This is a genomic window from Pseudomonas sp. MF6747 (genome assembly GCF_963890955.1).
GTDB lineage: Bacteria > Pseudomonadota > Gammaproteobacteria > Pseudomonadales > Pseudomonadaceae > Aquipseudomonas.
In genome coordinates this window covers 111,725-130,121 of record NZ_CAWPSZ010000001.1, presented here as the reverse complement: position 1 = coordinate 130,121, position 18,397 = coordinate 111,725, and the positions used below count along the sequence as shown (strand labels likewise).

General features: G+C 61.5%; 14 protein-coding genes. 4 read left to right on the top strand and 10 right to left on the bottom strand.

Going from position 1 to position 18,397, the window contains the following annotated elements; translation table 11 throughout:
• Nucleotides 1–221 precede the first annotated feature (221 nt).
• Nucleotides 222–887, bottom strand: coding sequence for a polysaccharide lyase family 7 protein (locus AACW30_RS00555; protein WP_106576070.1), 666 nt, complete (start codon nt 885–887; stop codon nt 222–224).
• 309 nt (nt 888–1,196) lie between these two features.
• Between AACW30_RS00555 and AACW30_RS00550 the strand changes: the two genes are divergently transcribed.
• The 3 genes from AACW30_RS00550 to AACW30_RS00540 are packed head-to-tail and all read left to right on the top strand — an operon-like array spanning nt 1,197 to nt 4,161.
• Nucleotides 1,197–3,302, top strand: coding sequence for a putative bifunctional diguanylate cyclase/phosphodiesterase (locus AACW30_RS00550; protein WP_200622131.1), 2,106 nt, complete (start codon nt 1,197–1,199; stop codon nt 3,300–3,302).
• Nucleotides 3,303–3,344: 42 nt separating this feature from the next.
• Nucleotides 3,345–3,845, top strand: a complete 501-nt coding sequence (locus AACW30_RS00545; RefSeq protein ID WP_200622129.1) for a M48 metallopeptidase family protein — start codon at nt 3,345–3,347, stop codon at nt 3,843–3,845.
• Nucleotides 3,846–3,864: 19 nt separating this feature from the next.
• On the top strand, nt 3,865–4,161 hold the full coding sequence (locus AACW30_RS00540; RefSeq protein ID WP_200622127.1) for a winged helix-turn-helix domain-containing protein: 297 nt from the start codon (nt 3,865–3,867) through the stop codon (nt 4,159–4,161).
• 113 nt (nt 4,162–4,274) lie between these two features.
• On the opposite strand, the gene AACW30_RS00535 is transcribed toward AACW30_RS00540, so the two are convergent.
• Nucleotides 4,275–4,727 (bottom strand): GNAT family N-acetyltransferase, encoded by a 453-nt coding sequence (locus AACW30_RS00535; RefSeq protein ID WP_106575619.1) that lies wholly within the window; start codon nt 4,725–4,727, stop codon nt 4,275–4,277.
• Nucleotides 4,728–4,925: 198 nt separating this feature from the next.
• Here AACW30_RS00535 and AACW30_RS00530 point away from each other — a divergent pair, with 198 nt between their 5' ends.
• Complete coding sequence (locus AACW30_RS00530) at nt 4,926–5,663, top strand: substrate-binding periplasmic protein (RefSeq protein WP_200622111.1); 738 nt, start codon at nt 4,926–4,928, stop codon at nt 5,661–5,663.
• Between the two features lie 111 nt (nt 5,664–5,774).
• Here AACW30_RS00530 and yccS read toward each other — a convergent pair whose 3' ends face one another.
• The 8 genes from yccS to betA form a co-directional block, all read right to left on the bottom strand.
• A complete protein-coding gene (gene yccS, locus AACW30_RS00525; RefSeq protein WP_106575617.1) occupies nt 5,775–7,958 on the bottom strand; it encodes a YccS family putative transporter in 2,184 nt (727 codons plus the stop codon).
• 214 nt (nt 7,959–8,172) lie between these two features.
• Nucleotides 8,173–9,351, bottom strand: coding sequence for an NAD(P)/FAD-dependent oxidoreductase (locus AACW30_RS00520; RefSeq protein WP_106575616.1), 1,179 nt, complete (start codon nt 9,349–9,351; stop codon nt 8,173–8,175).
• A gap of 163 nt (nt 9,352–9,514) precedes the next feature.
• Nucleotides 9,515–10,852 (bottom strand): ATP-dependent RNA helicase DbpA, encoded by a 1,338-nt coding sequence (gene dbpA / locus AACW30_RS00515; RefSeq protein ID WP_234452441.1) that lies wholly within the window; start codon nt 10,850–10,852, stop codon nt 9,515–9,517.
• A 198-nt stretch (nt 10,853–11,050) separates the two neighbouring features.
• The gene (gene mdtD, locus AACW30_RS00510) at nt 11,051–12,478 is read right to left on the bottom strand and encodes a multidrug transporter subunit MdtD (RefSeq protein WP_119737527.1); all 1,428 of its coding nucleotides are present in this window, start codon (nt 12,476–12,478) and stop codon (nt 11,051–11,053) included.
• Between the two features lie 36 nt (nt 12,479–12,514).
• Complete coding sequence (locus AACW30_RS00505) at nt 12,515–13,405, bottom strand: alpha/beta fold hydrolase (RefSeq protein WP_200622109.1); 891 nt, start codon at nt 13,403–13,405, stop codon at nt 12,515–12,517.
• Nucleotides 13,406–13,705: 300 nt separating this feature from the next.
• Nucleotides 13,706–15,022, bottom strand: coding sequence for a TldD/PmbA family protein (locus AACW30_RS00500; RefSeq protein ID WP_200622107.1), 1,317 nt, complete (start codon nt 15,020–15,022; stop codon nt 13,706–13,708).
• Nucleotides 15,022–16,464, bottom strand: coding sequence for a TldD/PmbA family protein (locus tag AACW30_RS00495; RefSeq protein WP_200622105.1), 1,443 nt, complete (start codon nt 16,462–16,464; stop codon nt 15,022–15,024). The genes AACW30_RS00500 and AACW30_RS00495 overlap by 1 nt, the downstream gene beginning before the upstream one ends.
• 196 nt (nt 16,465–16,660) lie before the next feature.
• The gene (gene betA / locus AACW30_RS00490) at nt 16,661–18,364 is read right to left on the bottom strand and encodes a choline dehydrogenase (RefSeq protein WP_119737535.1); all 1,704 of its coding nucleotides are present in this window, start codon (nt 18,362–18,364) and stop codon (nt 16,661–16,663) included.
• Nucleotides 18,365–18,397: the final 33 nt, after the last annotated feature.

Here is an 18,397-nt window from a genome sequence, read left to right as displayed (position 1 = left end):
TTGTGCGTTGCGCCGAGCTGATTCGCCGCAGGGTTGCCCTGCCAATGCAGATTGCCTGTGGGTGCCGGGCTTGCCCGCGACGCGGCGTGTCAGTGACCGAATGGGTTGGCTGACAGTCTGCCCTGGCGGGCAAGCCCGGCTCCCACAGGGATCAGCGGCGTGTTTAAACGCGAATAATCCGTGGAGTCGTAGGGCCAGGCCTGCTTGAAATCAGGCGACACTCATTCGTGATCAATATCCAGCTTCGCAAACGTCACCCGCGCGCCTTCCTTGCTGTTGCCACTGTTGTCCTGCACATAGGCGCCCGCCTTGAAATACAGCGGTTTGGCGCCCCACGCGGCACCAATGCGCTCATTCCACTGGCCGTCAGCGGCCTCGACGGTCAGCAGCCCGGCTTTATTGAGGTTGATCACGTAGGTGAAACTCTTCTCCAGCGGCACATTGGAGGCCACGATAATCACGCGGCCTTCATCCTCGTCCGGGCGCATGCGCACTTTGGCGACAATGTTGCCGGTCTGGGTTTTTTCCTTGAATTGATATTCGAGCTTGATCAGGGGTTTCTGGCTGTCATAGGCGTGGATCTGACCGATGACTACTTTGCCGCTCGAGGGCACTTGGTTGACGGCCAGGGTGGCGCGCAGAAAGTTGTCGGCGTCGGGGTAAGTCCAGTTACGCAGACGCCCGTCGGCATAGGTTTCGCGCAATTCGCTGCGCGGGTAGACGGCGTTTTCTGTGCGCGTGCCGGTCACGGGTGTCCAGAATTGCACGTCGCTGCCTTCGGCCTGGAAATATTGGTCCTTGAAGCCGCTAAGCAGTTTCGGAGTGTCGATGGTCGTGGGCGGCGAGCCGACCGGAATGCTCAGGTTCCAGGTGGAAAGGTCGATCATGGTGTTGGCCTTTTTACAGAAGTGAGGCTTTGGCCCGGGGGCCATTCACGTTCTTTATAGGCGGTGATCGTCCGGTTGTTAAACAATTGCTGGCAATTTATTGGCGTCAGAGGAGTGCCAAAAAGCCATGTTTCCCATGGGGCGTGGGCTGTAGCGCTTGACCGTTAGTCGGCTTCCTGAGCTTTGGCGCAATGATGGCACCCGCGTCACTTCTGCTTTTTTAGAACCGGGGCTAGAGTGAGGCCTCAGTGTTTGTCCGGTTTTTATATCAGAAGTGACCGGTACAGCCCTTCAAGGAAGAGACGTAGCATGGATTGCGCTCCACACCCCGGCGATGGTAGTTCGGTTCTTCTGGTGGTTGATGACTACCCGGAAAACCTCATCAGCATGCGTGCGCTTTTGCAGCGTGAAGATTGGCACGTGATGACCGCGGCTTCCGGGCTGGAGGCGTTGGAGTTACTGCTCGCGCACGAAGTCGACCTGGTCTTGCTGGATGTGCGCATGCCCGGCATGGATGGGTTTGAGGTTGCGCGCCTGATGCGTGGCAGCCAACGCACGCGCATGACGCCAATTATCTTCCTGACCGCCCATGCCCAGTCGCCTGCCTCTGTATTGGAAGGCTATGCCAGCGGCGCCATTGATTACCTGTTCAAACCCTTCGACCCCCACATTCTCAAGCCAAAGGTGCAGGCGTTGCTGGAACACCAGCGCAACCGCCGTGCCTTGCAGCGCCTGAGCCATGACCTGGAGTCCGCGCGTGCCTTTAATGCCTCGGTGCTCGACAACGCCGCCGAGGGCATCCTGGTGGTGGGCGAGGGCAGTGTGATCCAGTATGCCAACCCGGCCATTTCGCGGCTGCTGAATGCGACGATGGCCGAGTTGCAGGGCGAAAGCTTTTTGAGCTTCCTGCAAAAGCCCCATGTGCCGGCCTGGCTGGGGTTCGCGATGTACGAGGCGTATCGCAAAGGTGAGACATGGCGCCAGCACGACGCCATTTTGCGCACCAGTCGCGGCCAGCAGGTGCCGGTGGCATTGTCCTGCGCGCCGTTACCCGCCGAGCAGAAGGCCATGGTCGTGACGGTGCTGGACATGTCCGAGGTGCGCCATCTGCACCAGCAGTTGGAGTTCCAGGCGGTGACCGACCCGTTGACCGGCCTGCTGAACCGGCGCGGCTTCCACCAGGCAGTGGAAAACACGTTGCTGCGCAGCGAGCGAACCGAGCAATCGCTGGTGCTGCTCTACCTGGACCTCGACGGCTTCAAGCGGGTCAACGATTCGTTGGGCCACGACGCGGGAGACCGGGTGCTGCGCTGGGTTTCCGAGCAAATGCAGGCGTGTCTGCGTTCCTACGACATTCTTGGGCGCATGGGCGGGGATGAGTTCACCGCATTGGTGGAGCTGGAATTCCCGGAACAGGCGGCGAAGATTTCGGAAAAACTGATCGAACGCGTGTCGGTGTGTCAGCAGGTCGACGGTTTGGATGTGATGCTTGGCGTCAGCATTGGCATTGCGACCTTCCCGGACTGCGGCTCGGACCTCAATGGCCTGCTGCGCGCGGCCGACATCGCCATGTATGAAGCCAAGCGTGCGGGGCGTCAGCAATATCGCTATTACGATCAGGAAATGAACGGCCGCGCCCGCTCGCGTCTGATGCTTGAAGACAGCGTGCGTAACGCGATTCAAAACAAGGATTTCACCTTGGTGTACCAGCCCCAGGTCTCGCTGGAGGACGGGCGCTTGCGTGGCGTCGAGGCGTTGTTGCGCTGGCAGCACCCGAGCGTCGGCGATGTGCCGCCGGGCTTGTTTTTGCCGTTGCTTGAAGAGGCGCGGCTGATCAGCCAGTTGAGCGCCTGGATTTACCAGCAGGTCGCCGCCCAACGTCAGGCCTGGCAAACCAGCTTCGATGAAGAACTGGTGCTGAGCGTGAGCCTGAGCAGCAGTCAGTTCAACATGCCCAACCTGGCCGGCCAACTGCAGCAGGTCCTTGAACGACATGGGTTGCAGGCGCGGCAGCTGGAGGTGGAAATCAGTGAAGACAGCCTGATGAGCAACCTTGATGAAACCAACAAGCAGCTCAAGTTGTTGCGGCGGATCGGCGTGCGTATCGCCCTGGATGACTTCGGGTTGGGCCAGTGTTCGCTGGCCCATCTGCGTGACCTGGAGTTCGATACGTTGAAGCTGGACCCGCAATTGGTGGCGCGTCTGCCGGGTTCGGTGCGGGACGCCGCGATGGCGCGCAGCATCATCCAGTTGTGCGGGCATTTTGATGTGTTAGTGATCGCCGAAGGCGTGGAAACACTCGAACAGGCGCAATGGCTGAAGGCCAATGGTTGCTCGTTCGTCCAAGGGCCATGGGCGGCCCAGCCCTTGATTGCTGAGGAAGTGGCCGATTGGTCTCACCCCCGTCTGCTTTGAATTCGCTACACTGGCGCCCATTCGAACCCTGTTGCAGACCCCATGACCGCGCTGAAATACCTCCAGGCTTACCCCGCAGCGCTCCAGGAGCAAGTGCGCCAGATGATCGCCAAGGATCAGTTGGGCGCCTACCTGGAGCAACGCTACCCCGAGCGCCATGCGGTGCAAAGTGACAAGGCGTTGTACAGCTATGCCCTGGCCTTGAAGCAGGAACACCTGCGTAACGCGCCGGCCATCGACAAAGTGCTGTTCGACAACCGCCTGGACCTGACCCACCGCGCCCTGGGCCTGCACAGCACGATTTCACGGGTGCAGGGCGGCAATCTCAAATCCAAGAAAGAGATCCGCATCGCGGCGTTGTTCAAAGAGGCGGCGCCGGAATTTCTGCGCATGATCGTTGTGCACGAACTGGCGCACTTCAAGGAATCGGACCACAACAAGGCGTTCTACAAACTCTGCGAATACATGATGCCCGGCTACCATCAGGTGGAATTCGACCTGCGGGTGTACCTCACGTATCGCGACTTGCAGGGCAAGCCCTAACCTCACCAGGCGACCAAGCATGGACGTGAGCAAGACCAAAAGCAGTTTCTATCGCCGCCTGTACGTGGCGTACCTGATCGACAGCGGGCTGGCCAGCAGCGTCCCGGCGTTGACCGACGCCACCGGCATGCCGCGGCGCACGGCGCAGGACACGATTGCGGCATTGGCCGACCTGGATATCCTGTGTGAGTTCGAGCAGCAAGACGGCGCGCGCAATCATGCCGGGCGCTACCGGATTCGCAGCTGGGGGGCGATCGACCGCAAGTGGATCGAGGCGAATCTGGGGGCGATCAAGCAGGTGTTGGGTTATCCCTGAATGTAGCGATTATTGCGCTGACGCCTTCGCGAGCAGCCCGCTCCCACATTCGACCGCGTTTCAAAGGGTGAACACGGTTAAATGTGGGCGCTGGCTTGCCTGCGATGGCGCCCTTACTGACGCCGCATGCCAATGTGCGGAATATCGTCCTCCAGGTATTCCTCACCCTCCGCCACAAACCCGTACCGCCCGTAATACCCCTGCAAATGCGCCTGGGCTGACAGAAAAATCGGCGTTTCAGGCCAGATGTCGTCAATCCGCTTGAGGGCTTCTTCCATCATTTGATGGCCCAGCCCGGTGCCGCGTGCCACTGGCGCGACGATCACTCGGCCGATCACCACATCACCGCCCTGGGATTCCGGGTCCAGCAGGCGCAGGTAGGCCACCAGCTCGTCGTCTTTCCAGGCCATCAGGTGGTGGGTATCACCCGAAAGGTCCTGCCCGTCGAGGTCCGGATACACGCACTGCTGTTCAACAACAAAGACCTCGCTGCGCAAGCGCAGAAGGGCGTACAGCTGGTCCTTGCCCAAGTCTTCCTGGTGTTTGCAGACCCAATTAACCGTCATGGTGTGTTCTCTTGTTAATGGCTGTTGCCGATAGTAAGCGTGACGGTCACGACTGTCTAAATTCAGCATTTTTGTGAATGGCGTCAATTTGCCATTATTCAGTGCGAGCGCGGCCCGGTTCTTTGTGTAATCTGCAATGCAGGTTCATTGATGAGCTACTGTTATCAGGCCACTGCCTGCCCGCCAAGGACTTTAAGCATGCCGCGATTTTCTCGTGCCGTTGCTTTGATAGGAGTGTTGTTGCTGGCCACGCCAGCGGTCGCACAACGTCTGCGTTTGGTAGCGGATGCCTGGCCACCGTTTACCGATTCGACATTGATCAACGGTGGGCTGGCCACCGACATTGTCAGCACGGCCCTGGCGCGCGCCGGCTACGCCAGTGATTTTGAGCAGGTACCTTGGGCGCGGGCGTTGATGGGCGTGGGTGATGGCCGCTATGACGTGTTGGTCAATGCCTGGTACGACGAGGCGCGCACGCAACTGGGGCAGTTTTCCGCTGAATACCTGCTCAACCGCGTGCGGTTTATCAAGCGCCGGGACGACCCCATCGACTATCAGATCCTGGAACAGCTGCACGGTGAGCCCATCGCTGTGGTGCGCGGGTATGCCTATTCGGCGGCGTTCGACCAGGATGCGCAGTTGCAGAAAGTGCCGGTGCATAACTTCGCCATGGCCGTGCGCATGCTCGCGGCGCAACGCGTGAGGCTGACGCTGGAAGACGAGTATGTCGCCCGCTATTACCTGGCACGCGAGTCGCCGCGTGTGCGCAATGCGGTGGAGTTTTTACCCCAGCCGTTGAGTGAAAACAGCCTGCATATTCTGGTCAGCCTGAAGAACCCCGAGCATGCGCAGATCATTGCCGGTTTCGACCGCGAGATTGCCAAGATGAAGGTCGATGGCAGTTATGCGCGGTTGATGAAGGCGCATGGGATGTAGTTTGTAGTGCTCTTGCGGGCCTCTTCGCGAGCAAGCCCGCTCCCACATTTAACCGTGTACACCCTTTGTAATGCGGTCGAGTGTGGCAGCGGGCTTGCTCGCTAAGGCGGCCTAAGCCGCGCGGGTGTCCTTGATCAGGTGCGCCGCCAGCGTGCGCAACGGCCCCAGCTGCCGGCAGATCAACGCCAGTTGCGTCTGCACCAACCGCTGCCCCTCATCGATCTCATCCGGCATCTGCTCCAGGTCCGCCGCCAGGGCTTCTTCGGCGTCGCTTTGAATCGCGATCGGCTGCTTGTTGGCCAGCCCCGTGGCGATCTCGTCGATACTCGCTGCCAGGCTGTTGCCGGCGCCGTCGATCAAGTGCTCACGCACTTCAGCCGGCAGCTGGGTTTCCCGGTGTGCGCCCAGCCCCGACAGGTAGCTGAGCAAGGTGTGCGACAGCACCAAAAAGCGGAAGCCTACGTCAGCCTCTTTGCGAAAGTGCCCAGGCTCCATCAGCATGTTTGCCAGCGTGGTGGACAACGCCGCATCCGCGTTGTGCGCGTTGCGCCGGGCCAGGCGGTAGGCCAGGTCGTCGCTCTTGCCGGCGGCGTATTGCTGCATGATCTGGCGCAGGTAGATGCTGTTGCAGGTCAGGGTGTTGGCCAGCACCTTGTTCAGGCGCCGGCCTTGCCAGTCCGGCAGGAACAGGAACACCGCCAGGCCCGCGATCAGGCTGCCAATCAGCGTATCGAACAGCCGTGGCAGGAACAGCCCGTAGCCATCACCCACCTGGTTGAAGCAGAACAACACCATCAAGGTGATCGCCGCCGTGGCCAGGGTGTAGCGGGTGGTGCGGTTGATAAAGAACACCAGGCCGGCGGCGATGGCGAACAGCGATTGCACCAGCGGGCTTGGGAACAGGTCGAACAGGGCCCAGGCCACGGTCAGGCCGATGGCCGTGCCGATGATCCGTTGGCCGAGTTTGCGCCGGGTGGCGCCGTAGTTGGGCTGGCACACGAACAGGGTGGTAAGGATGATCCAATAACCCTGAGAGGCGTGAATCGCATGCAGGGTGCCGTAGCCAATGGTCAGCGCCAGGGCCAGGCGCAAGGCATGGCGGAACAGCAGCGAGGTCGGCGTCAGTTGCGTGCGCAGGCGCGTCCACATTTCCTTGAGGTTGCGTGGCGCACGGTCCAGCAGGTTGCTGTCGGTGGCGTCCGCGAGGGCGTCGGGGTTGCTGGCGTCGCCGAGCAGGCGGTCAAGCGTCGACAGGTTGGCTGCCAGGGCGCGCAACGAGCGCAGCAGGCCGCGCCAGGCAGGGTTGCTCTGGATGCGCAGGTGTTCCAGCGAGGCATTCAGGTCGCCCAGCGCTTCGGCAAAGCTGTCGTCATAAATGAATGGCTGGCGCAGCTGGATCGACTCGCCCAGGGTTTCGCAGGCTTTGCCTTGCTGGCGCAACAGGCGCTGACAGCGGAACAGCACGTCGCTGTGGAAAAAGGCGTCGGCCAGGGCGTTGTAAGGGTAGTGCGAGGAGCTGGCGCGTTCGTGGATGTCCTGGGCGAGGAAGTACAGCTTCAAGTAGCGGCTGACCTTCGAACCGGGCCGACCATTGCCCACGCGGTGCAGGATGATTTCCTTCGCCGCATTCAGCGCTGCTACAACGCGCCCGTTTTGCTGGGCGAGTTCCAGGCGGCGCGCCTCTACATCCAGCTGGCGGATCGGTTCGAACAAGGATGATTTGAGTTTGAGGTAGCGCCCCAATTCCCGAAACAACCGCGCCAGGCTTTGCTGCACCGGCTGGTTGGAAAACAGTGCCTGCCACAGCACCGAGAGCACGCCATACCAGGCGGCGCCGGCCACCAGCAGCAGCGGTTCGTGCCAGAAATCAGAGACGGCGCCCCCGCGCTGGTCCACACCAATCATGGTGTACACCGACAGAATCAGCGTCGCCGAAGCAATCGCGCCATAGCGTTCGCCCAGCGCACCCAGCATGGTCAGGCAGAAACTGGCCAGGGCCAGGGCTATCGCGAAAATCCACGGGTAAGGGAACAGCAGCTCCACCGACAGCGCGGCGATGCTGAAACACACCAGCGTCACCGCCAGAGCGTTGAGGCGGCCTTGCCAACTGTCATCGGTCTCGGCCAGGGCGCTGGCGATAATCCCCAGGAACAGCGGGATCAGCAGCGTCATTTCGTCCTGATACCAGCACAGCGCCATGCTGCCGGTGAGGGCGATGAACACCCGTACGCTGTAACTGAATTTATCCAGCGCCCACAGGCGCCGCATGGACTGCTTGAACGAGGTCGATGACATGAAGGCTGGAGTCTTCCGGGACGATGCCGCTAAATTGAGCTATCAAGGACGTCACGGCAAGCGTGGCGATCACATCAATTGCGCAAAATAACTTCCAGGCGCCCCAAATCTAATGTGGGAGCTGGCTTGCCTGCGATAGCGATGGTAAATCCAACGCCGCTATCGCAGGCAAGCCAGCTCCCACAGGGTTTTGCATTTCAAGGTTTAAGCGGCGTCAGGCGTATTGCGCGGCGGCGTAGCCCGACGCCCAGGCCCACTGGAAGTTGAACCCGCCCAGGTGACCGGTCACATCCAGCACTTCGCCGATGAAGTAGAGCCCAGGGCTTTTCAGCGATTCCATGGTCTTGGACGACACTTCCCGCGTGTCAACTCCACCCAGCGTTACTTCGGCCGTGCGATAGCCTTCAGTGCCCGCCGGCACCAGTTGCCAGCTCGACAGCTTTTGCGCGATGTCAGCGATTTCGGCGTGGGTGTACTGCTTCATCGGTTTGGACGCAAACCAGGTGTCGGCCAGCAGGTTGGCCATCTTCTTGGTAAAGATCTCACCCAGCAGGGTTTTCAACTCGCTGTTGGGGCGCTCGACCTGTTGCTGTTGCAGCCAGGCGTGGGCGTCGTGGTCGGGCAGCAGGTTGATTTCGACCGTGTCGCCGGTTTCCCAGTACGAGGAAATCTGCAAGATCGCCGGTCCGCTCAGGCCGCGGTGCGTAAACAGGATGTTCTCGCGAAAGCTCTGGTCGTTGCAGCTGACCAGGCAGTCCACCGAGGTGCCGGACAGCTCGCCGCACAAGTCCTTGAGCTGGTCGGTGATGGTAAACGGCACCAACCCTGCGCGGGTCGGCAGCAGTTCATGGCCGAACTGCTTGGCTACCTGATAACCGAACCCGGTCGCGCCCAGGGTCGGAATCGACAGGCCGCCCGTGGCGATTACCAGGGATTCGCAGCGCAACTCACCCAGGGTGGTTTGCAACTGATAACCGGCCTCCAGCTTGGCAATTTCCTGAACCGACGTGTCCAGGTGCATGCTCACGCCGGCTTGTATGCATTCATCGAGCAGCATGCCGAGGATGTCGCTGGACTTGTTATCGCAGAACAACTGGCCAAGCTTCTTCTCGTGGTACGGCACGCCATGCTTGGCCACCAGCCCGATAAAGTCCCACTGGGTGTAGCGGGCCAGCGCAGACTTGCAGAAGTGCGCGTTGTGCGAGAGGAAGTTGGCCGGCTCGGTGTACATGTTGGTGAAATTGCAGCGGCCACCGCCGGACATCAGGATCTTTTTGCCGGCCTTGTTCGCGTGGTCGATCAACATCACCTTGCGCCCACGCCCGGCGGCGGTCAGCGCGCACATCAAGCCTGCGGCGCCGGCGCCAATGATCACAACTTCGGTCGAGCGCACAGCAATGTCCTCACAAAAAAATTGATCTGAAATGCAATCAAATGTGGGAGCTGGCTTGCTTGCGATGCACCCACTCGGTCGATCTGTCAGACCGAGTCGCCTGCATCGCGGGCAAGCCCGGCTCCCACATTGATTCGGTTCCTACAACAGGAACGCGGTGTTTTTACAGGATGCGCACGCGCAACGAACGGCCTTTGATTTTGCCGTCGTTCAAACGCTGCAGCGCCTGCTTGGCGATCCCGCGCTCCACGGCCACAAAGGCCTGGAAGTCAAAGATCGCGATTTTGCCGACCTGGGCACCCGGAATCCCGGCTTCACCGGTCAATGCGCCGAGAATGTCACCTGGGCGAACCTTGTCTTTACGGCCAGCGGCGATGCACAGGGTGCTCATCTGCGGCAGCAACGGGCCGCCGCTTTGTGGCTTGAGGTTGTCCAGCTGGTCCCAGTTCAGCGGCGACTTCTGCAGCTGCTCGATGGCCTGGGCGCGGTGCGCTTCGGACGGCGCCACCAGGCTGATGGCGATGCCGGTTTCGCCGGCGCGGCCGGTACGGCCTACGCGGTGAATGTGGATTTCCGAGTCGCGGGCCAGTTCGACGTTGATCACCATGTCCAGCGAGTCAATGTCCAGGCCCCGCGCGGCCACGTCGGTGGCGACCAGCACCGAGGTGCTGCGGTTGGCGAACATCGCCAGTACCTGGTCACGGTCGCGCTGTTCCAGGTCGCCATGCAGGCCGACGGCGGAAATGCCTTTGGACGTCAGGTGATCGACGGTTTCCTGCACTTGCTGCTTGGTAAAGCAGAACGCCACGCACGAGGCCGGGCGGAAATGCGCCAGCACCTTGGTCACGGCGTCCATGCGCTCTTCCGGCGAGATCTCGTAGAAGCGCTGTTCGATCTGGTCGTCGGAGTGGAACGCTTCGGCCTTCACTTGCTGCGGCGCGCGCATGAACTTGGACGCCAGCTGCTTGATGCTCACCGGGTAGGTGGCCGAGAACAGCAGGGTCTGGCGGCGCGCCGGGGTCTTGCTGATGATGTCTTCGATGGCGTCGTAGAAGCCCATGTCGAGCATGCGGTCAGCTTCGTCGAGGATCAGTGTGTTCAAACCGTCCAGCACCAGCGAACCCTTGCGCAGGTGCTGCTGGATGCGGCCCGGTGTGCCGACGATGACGTGGGCGCCGTGTTCCAGCGAGGCAATCTGCGGGCCGAGGGACACGCCGCCGCACAGGGTCAGCACCTTGATGTTGTCTTCGGCGCGCGCCAGGCGACGGATTTCCTTGGCGACCTGGTCGGCCAGCTCACGCGTCGGGCACATCACCAGCGCCTGGCAGCCGAAGTAGCGCGGGTTGATCGGGTTCAACAGGCCGATGCCGAAGGCGGCGGTTTTACCGCTGCCGGTCTTGGCCTGGGCAATCAGGTCCAGCCCCTTGAGGATCACCGGCAAGCTTTGCGCCTGGATCTGCGTCATCTCGACATAACCCAGCGAGTCGAGGTTAGCCAGCATGGCGGCGGAGAGCGGCAAAGTATTAAAAGCGGTGGCGATGGTAGTCACGGGACTGGCTCTGCAAAACAAAATGTCGCGCAGTGTAGCAGCCCGCCGGGGTTTTTCTCGCAAGTTCTAGACGAGGGGAGGCGGGCAGCGGCATGTTACGCGCTGCAAGCCGCCGGCTTGAGGCTTACAGTTTGACGCTTGCGGCTGCTGCTAATGCTCAATGTCGTGCTCACGGCTGACCACGCGTTTGCCGTCTTTTGGCGACAATTGCAGGAAGATCGCCGCCGCCAGCATCGCCATGATGCCCACGGTGACGAAGGTCAATTGGAACGCGCCGAGCACGGTGTCGACTCCATCGTTGCCTACTTCAGCGGTGAAACCACCCAGCAGCGCACCGGCGCACGCCACCCCAAGGCTCAGGGACAACTGCGCCACCACCGAGAGCAAACTGTTGCCGCTGCTGGCCTGGGCGTCGTCGAGGTCGATCAGGGTGACGGTGTTCATTGCGGTGAACTGCAAGGAGTTGATCGCACCCAGCACCGCCAGCATTACCAGTAGAAGCGGATAGGGCGTCTGCTCGCTGACCAGGCCCATGCTCGCCAGCATGATGCCCAGCGCCAGGGTGTTGCCGGTCAGCACCACGCGGTAGCCCAGGCGCTCGATCAGCGGCCGGGCGATGGACTTGGCAAACATCGCCGCCGCCGCCAGGGGCAGCATGCTCATCCCGGCTTCGGACGGCGAGTAACCGAGCGCCACCTGCAACAGCAGCGGCACCAGGAACGGCAATGCGCCGCTGCCCAGGCGGGCGAACAGGTTGCCGAGAATGCCCACAGCAAAGGTGCGCGTCTTGAATAGCACCGGCGAGAACAGCGGGTTGTCGATATGCCCGGCGCGCAGCCAATACGCCGCCAGGCACGCCAGCCCGCCGAACAGCAGCAACATCACGCGCAAATGCGGCAAGTGCAATTCGCCCAGGCCCTCCATGGCGATGGTGATCAGCACCATCGCCGCGCCAAACAGCACGAACCCCACGCTGTCGAAACGCGTGCGCTCGCTGCCGCGCAAGTCGGGGATGAGTTTCCACACGGCGTAGCATCCGATCATGCCCACCGGCAGGTTGATCAGGAAGATCCAGTGCCAGGTCAGGTATTGCACCATCCAGCCGCCCATGGTCGGGCCGAGCAATGGGCCGAGCAGGCCGGGAATGGTAATGAAGCCCATGATCCGCACCAGTTCGGAGCGCGGATAAGCGCGTAAGACGACCAGTCGCCCCACCGGCAGCATCAGCGCGCCGCCCAAGCCCTGGATGACCCGCGCGCCCACCAGCATGGTCAAGCTGCTGGACAGGGCACACAGCAGCGAGCCAATGCTGAACAGCATGATCGCGCCAAAGAAGATTTTTTTGGTGCCGAAGCGGTCGGCGACCCAACCCGAGGCCGGGATCAGCAAGGCGACGGTGAGCATGTAAGCAATCACCACGCCTTGCATGCGCAGCGGGTTTTCCGCGAGGTCCCGGGCCATGGCCGGCAGTGCGGTGTTGAGAATCGTCCCATCCAGCGACTGCATGAAGAAGGCAATCGCCACCACCCAGGGGAGCCAGCGGGCGGTCTTGGCGTCGAGAGGGGCGCGATTGGGCATGAGCTACCTTTTTGTTAGCAGGCTATGTGTCGGCGATTATGCGCCATCCGTCGCTCCTTTTCCCACTGGCGGTTCGTCTAAATCTGACAATGTCGCGTGCTCTCTGACGAGGTAATCCAGCAGCGCACGGTGCACCGCCAGCGCAGCCTCGCGGGATTCAAGGTCGAGCAAGTGGCCGGTGTGTTCGGCGACGGCGAACGTGCTGCGGCCCACATATTGTTTGAACAGCCGGGCCTCCGTTGCCGGGGTGTACTCATCCAGCGCGCCGTTGATGAAATGCACCGGTGTTTCGATCTGCGTGAGCGCCGGCAAGTAGTTGCCATCGCCCAGCCCCAGCACCTGGTGGATATGAAAGCGCGCCTGGCGGTACTCGGTGGTGGCCATGTTCGACAGGTGCCGATGGTTATTGCGCTTGAGCCTGGGTGACAGGTATTTGCCGACCGTCTCGTTGAGCAGGTGACCGACGGCGGACTTGTCATCCGCTTCGATCAACACGCGCACGCGCTCCACATAGTCAAGCATGGCCTGGTTGAGGTTGGGCGCCAGGGCCATCACCACCGAGCTTTCGATAGAGGGCGGGTTGTGCGCCAGGGTCAGCAGCGTGGAGATGCCGCCCCAGGAGGCCGACACCAGGTGGCTGACCTGGAAACGTTCCACCAGGGCACGCAGGATTTGGACTTCGTCGTCCTTGGTGACCAGGTCAAGGTTACTGTTGTGCTCGCGCGAAAGGCCGGAGAACGGCAGATCGAACAGCAGCACATTGAAGTGTTCCGCCAGGCATTTGCTGGTGCGGGCGAAGGAGCGGGTGGTGGACAGTGCCCCATTGACCATCAGGACGGTTTTCTTTTCCGAATCGTTACCGAGCTGCTCAACGTGAACGTTGTAGTGTTTGAACAGCCCTTCTATGACAAAACTTCCATGGTCCATGTCAACGCTCCAGCTTGCCCAATCCAGGCAAGGTCATGCATCACGTGCGCACACGTGGGGTTAGTGGCGGGGTGCCACTAACCGTTATAACGAGGTTTTTTACGGGCGACAACCGGCCGTGTTCGCGGGCGGCGAAGAAGGGAAATGACAGTAGGAGGGGGTGGAGCAGTGATGTATGAAATCAGCGAAACCCCCTGTGGGAGCGGGCTTGCTCGCGAATACGGAGTGTCAGTTAACAGATAGGTCGACTGATACACCGTATTCGCGAGCAAGCCCGCTCCCACAGGGGGGTGCTGGTGTTTACAGGGTGAGAGTCAGGCGTTTGACCAACGCGCCTGGCAACAAGTTGGACGCGGTATTGCGCTGGCTATACGTACTGGCCGACAACAGCAACTCCCGCTCAGCCGTCAGCGCTTCCAGCTGTGAACCGAGCAACTGATAGACGCTGTCATCAAAACGCATGGTGCTGACCGGCGCCTTGATCTCGCCGTCTTCCACCCAGAAGGTGGCAAAGCGCGTCATGCCGGTCAGGCGGGCGGCCGGCAGGTCGGAGTAGTTCAAGTACCACAGGTTGCTGATGTACAGCCCGGTGCCCAGTTGCTTGAGAATATCGGCCTGGGCGAGGCTGCCCGCGGCCATCTGCAAGGCGCTGGGCGACTCGTCGCTGCTGGCGCCGTTGGTGCTCAGGCCGTATTCGGCGGCGCTGCGCGAGTTGATCAACTGGCCCTCGGCTTTGCCCGCGTTGATCAGCGTGACGTCCCCGCGCGGGTAGCCTTCGGTGGAGAACGCCTGGCTCAGCGAGCCGCTGATCTGCTCATCGACTTTTACCAATGGGCTCAACGACTGCTCACCGGCATACAGCTTTTGCAACGAGCTGGCTTTGCTGGCGATGGCCTGAGCGGAAAACCCGCCCCAGGTGATGATGCTGATGATTTCTTCCAGCGCCGCAGGGGCCAGGTAGGCGCGGTACTGCCCAGGGGCGAGCTGGTGCAGCGGGCGCCCAAGAAACGCCAGTTGCTCGCGCGCCTGCTGGAAGCGTGCGGCGAATTCGGCGCTGTTCCAAGTGTGCCCGGCGTAGCTGGCTTTGACCGCTTCGCCATTGGCGTGGAACAGGCTGAAATCGAAGTTGAAACTGTTGGCCTGGTGCCAGCCGAACGCGCCGTCGGAACTGGCGAACCCACGGCTGATCGGGCCAGCAGCGTAAAAGCCGACCAGGTCCACACCTTCTGCGGCCTGGCTGATGTCTTCCAACACCTGGGCCAGTTCCGGCAGCGGCCGTAACTGCTCGTTATGGCTTTGCCAGGCGTTGTGGTTCAGCAGCAGGTACGGGTCCTGTGGCAGTAAAGGCAAGGTTTCGCGCAGTTGTTGTAGGCCATGGGCGAGGCGCTGGCGGTCCAGTTCCGGCTCACCGGCCAGGGTAATGCCGAGGTCGGCGTGGCGGCCGTCGTTGATCAACTTGAGGTTGAGGCTGGCCTGTTGCACCTGGCCGGCCTGGCGCACCTGGGCGTGGTTGAAGCGTACGAACTCGGATGATTCGTCTGCGTAGCCGAGGTGAAACTGTTCCTTGTCGGTGATGGCCTGCTTGAGCCAGTTCACCAGTGCCTTGAAGTTGTTCATCAGGCATCTCCCCCAAATACGTCGACATCACTGAACACACACGCCGGTGACGCGTGACCCACGCGAATCACTTGGTTGGGCTCGCCTTTGCCGCAATTCGGCGTGCCCAGCACCTTGAAGGTGCTGGCGTCGCCGACGGCGCTGAGCTTGCGCCAGAACTGCGCGGAAATCGCACGGTAGTTGGGGTTCTTCACCACGCCTTTAAGCTCGCCGTTTTCGATCAGATGGCCCCACTCGCAGCCGAACTGGAATTTATTGCGCGCATCATCAATGGACCATGAGCGGTTGGTGCTCATCAGAATGCCATGCTCGATGCCGCTAACGAGTTCGGCCTGGGTTTTGTCGCCGGCCTCGATGTTCAAGTTGGCCATGCGGTCGATCGGCGCGCGGTTCCAGCTGCACGCGCGGCTGTTAGCGACCCCGCCGAGCCCCGAGCGAAATTGCGACAGCGCGCCGCCCAATGGTTTGAGCAGCAGACCGTCGCGGATCAGGAACTGCTTGGTGGCGCGGGTGCCGTCGTCGTCATGGCTGTAGCTGGCGAGCTGCTCGGGGATGTCCGGGTCGAACGTGACGTTGAGCAAGGGCGAGCCGTATTGCAGGTGGCCGAAGTCACTGACCTTCACGAAACTGGTGCCGGCGTAGTTACGCTCGTCGCCGAGGATGCGGTCCAGTTCCAGCGGGTGACCGATGGACTCGTGGATCTGCAGGATCATCTGGTCGGGCATCAGCAGCAGATCACGCGGGCCGTTTGGTGTATTGGGCGCGAGCAGCAGTTGCAGGGCTTCGTCGGCCACTTGGCGGGCGGCGCCGGCCAGGCCGAAGCGGCGAATCACGTTCGCACTGCCTTGCTGGCCGAAGTTGGTGCCGCCCAGGGTGCGGGTCTGGCTGTCGTTGCCGTCAAACGCGGTGACGCTCAGGCCCGGGTAGACGAAACGCTGAGCCTGGCGCAGTTCGGCACCGGCGCTGTTGAGGTAGATCTGCTCCACGCGGGTGGTGCCCAGGCTGACTTCCCAACTGACCAGACGCTCGTCCTTGGGCACGCTGGCAGACTCATCGCCCAGCAATTGGTAGCAGTCGCTCAAGGACGGGAAGGGCTGGTCGAGGTCCGGTGATAGGTAGTCGGCGACGTCACTGGAGACCGGCTGCGTGTGCAGGTCGAGCAGGGCGTGGGGCAAGATTCGCCGGGCTTGCTGTTCAGCGCGCTCAAGGGCGGCTTGCAGGCCGGCAAGGGAGATATCGTTGGTGGCGGCGTAGGCTTCCACGCCGTTCAGACGCACGGTGAGCATGGCGCCCTCGTCGTGGTTCAGGTGTGGCGGCTCGGCGACGTTTTTGCGCACTGAGAGGTACTGGCCGGACTCGCGCACGTAGCGCAGGGAGAAGAAGTCGGCGGTGGTGCGCAGGGCACTGAAGTGTTTTTTGAGGGTGGCGTGGTGGTCGAACATGGGGCCTTCCTTGTGGGCGGCTCGGCGCGGGCAGGCAAATAGAGTAGGCCTGGGCTGGGAGCTGATCAAGGAAAGCGGTTTTGCAGCGTCTGGTCGGGCCCTATCGGGGGCAAGCCCCCTCCCACATTTTGACCCTGTGCACCCGATCAAGTGTGGGAGGGGGCTTGCCCCCGATAGGAGCGCCGCGGTGTATCAGTTACTGCGCGGTCGGGCCCACTTCACGCATCGGCTTGCCACGCACCGGCGCATCGCCTGCCACGTAGTAATCCGCAGTGCTGCGCGGCAGCGGCTGACGGCCACGGATCTTGTCGGCGATTTTTTCGGCGATCATGATCGTCGGCGCGTTCAGGTTACCGGTGGTGATGATCGGCATGATCGACGCATCCACAACGCGCAGACCCTGCATGCCATGCACACGGCCTTCGCCATCCACTACAGCCATCTCGTCGGTGCCCATCTTGCACGAGCAGGACGGGTGGAACGCGGTTTCGGCGTGCTCGCGGATGAACTTGTCGAGTTGCTCATCGGTTTGCACTTCAATACCCGGGCTGATTTCGCGGCCACGGTATTGGTCCAGCGCCGGCTGTTGCATGATTTCACGGGTCAGGCGGATGCCGTCACGGAATTCCTGCCAGTCCTGCTCGGTGGCCATGTAGTTGAAGAGGATGCTCGGGTAATCCCGTGGGTTCTTCGACTTCAATTGCACGCGGCCACGGCTTGGCGAACGCATGGAACCCATGTGCGCCTGGAAACCGTGCTCTTTCACACCGTTGCTGCCGTTGTAGTTAATCGCCACCGGCAGAAAGTGGTACTGGATGTTCGGCCATTCGAATTCCGGACGCGAACGGATAAATCCGCCGGCCTCGAACTGGTTGCTGGCGCCGATGCCAGTGCCGTTGAACAGCCACTCGGCACCGATGGCCGGTTGGTTGTACCAGAGCAGCGACGGGTACAGCGACACTGGCTGGGTGCAGGCATATTGCAGGTACAGCTCAAGGTGGTCCTGCAGGTTTTCGCCGACGCCTGGCAGGTCGTGAACCACCGGGATGTCGAGGCTTTCGAGCAGCTTGGCCGGGCCGACGCCGGAGCGTTGCAGCAGTTGCGGCGACGCGATTGCGCCGCTGCACACCAATACTTCTTTACGCGCACGGGCTTCAACGCGCTCTTCGGCGGCGCCGATCAGGTAACGCACGCCAACGGCACGCTTGCCTTCAAACAAGACTTTGTCGGTGAGGGCGTGGGTGACGATGGTCAGGGTCGAACGCTTTTTAGCCGTGTCCAGGTAACCGCGTGCGGTGCTGGCGCGACGGCCTTTAGGCGTGACGGTACGGTCCATCGGGCCGAAGCCTTCTTGCTGGTAGCCGTTCAAGTCGTCGGTGCGCGGGTAACCGGCCTGCACGCCGGCTTCAACCATGGCGTGGAACAGTGGGTTGTTGCCGGCTTTAGGCGTGGTCACGCTGACCGGGCCGTCGCCACCGTGGTAGTCGTTCGGGCCGATGTCGCGGGTTTCGGCTTTACGGAAATACGGCAGGCAGTCGAGGTAAGTCCAGTTTTCCAGACCTGGCAGCTTCGACCAGTTGTCGTAGTCCATCGCGTTGCCACGGATGTAGCACATGCCGTTGATCAGCGAGGAGCCGCCCAGGCCCTTGCCGCGACCGCATTCCATCCGGCGACCGTCCATGTGTGGCTCTGGATCGGTTTCGTAGGCCCAGTTGTAGCGACGGCCTTGCAGCGGGAACGCCAGCGCGGCCGGCATTTGGGTACGGAAGTCAAAACGGTAATCCGGGCCGCCGGCTTCCAGCAGCAGGACGGTGACGCCTTCGTCTTCGGTCAGACGGGTCGCCAGGGTGTTACCGGCGGAGCCGGCACCCACAATGATGTAATCGTATTCTTGGGACATAAATGCACCCTCTTTGAAGTGTGGTCAGGTCGG

Bases quoted from the DNA above. Each gene is read 5' to 3' on its own strand.
- AACW30_RS00555 (WP_106576070.1), bottom strand. From the start codon at position 887: ATGATCGACCTTTCCACCTGGAACCTGAGCATTCCGGTCGGCTCGCCG.
- AACW30_RS00550 (WP_200622131.1), top strand. From the start codon at position 1,197: ATGGATTGCGCTCCACACCCCGGCGATGGTAGTTCGGTTCTTCTGGTG.
- AACW30_RS00545 (WP_200622129.1), top strand. From the start codon at position 3,345: ATGACCGCGCTGAAATACCTCCAGGCTTACCCCGCAGCGCTCCAGGAG.
- AACW30_RS00540 (WP_200622127.1), top strand. From the start codon at position 3,865: ATGGACGTGAGCAAGACCAAAAGCAGTTTCTATCGCCGCCTGTACGTG.
- AACW30_RS00535 (WP_106575619.1), bottom strand. From the start codon at position 4,727: ATGACGGTTAATTGGGTCTGCAAACACCAGGAAGACTTGGGCAAGGAC.
- AACW30_RS00530 (WP_200622111.1), top strand. From the start codon at position 4,926: ATGCCGCGATTTTCTCGTGCCGTTGCTTTGATAGGAGTGTTGTTGCTG.
- yccS (WP_106575617.1), bottom strand. From the start codon at position 7,958: ATGTCATCGACCTCGTTCAAGCAGTCCATGCGGCGCCTGTGGGCGCTG.
- dbpA (WP_234452441.1), bottom strand. From the start codon at position 10,852: ATGCTGGCTAACCTCGACTCGCTGGGTTATGTCGAGATGACGCAGATC.
- mdtD (WP_119737527.1), bottom strand. From the start codon at position 12,478: ATGCCCAATCGCGCCCCTCTCGACGCCAAGACCGCCCGCTGGCTCCCC.
- AACW30_RS00505 (WP_200622109.1), bottom strand. From the start codon at position 13,405: ATGGACCATGGAAGTTTTGTCATAGAAGGGCTGTTCAAACACTACAAC.
- AACW30_RS00500 (WP_200622107.1), bottom strand. From the start codon at position 15,022: ATGAACAACTTCAAGGCACTGGTGAACTGGCTCAAGCAGGCCATCACC.
- AACW30_RS00495 (WP_200622105.1), bottom strand. From the start codon at position 16,464: ATGTTCGACCACCACGCCACCCTCAAAAAACACTTCAGTGCCCTGCGC.
- betA (WP_119737535.1), bottom strand. From the start codon at position 18,364: ATGTCCCAAGAATACGATTACATCATTGTGGGTGCCGGCTCCGCCGGT.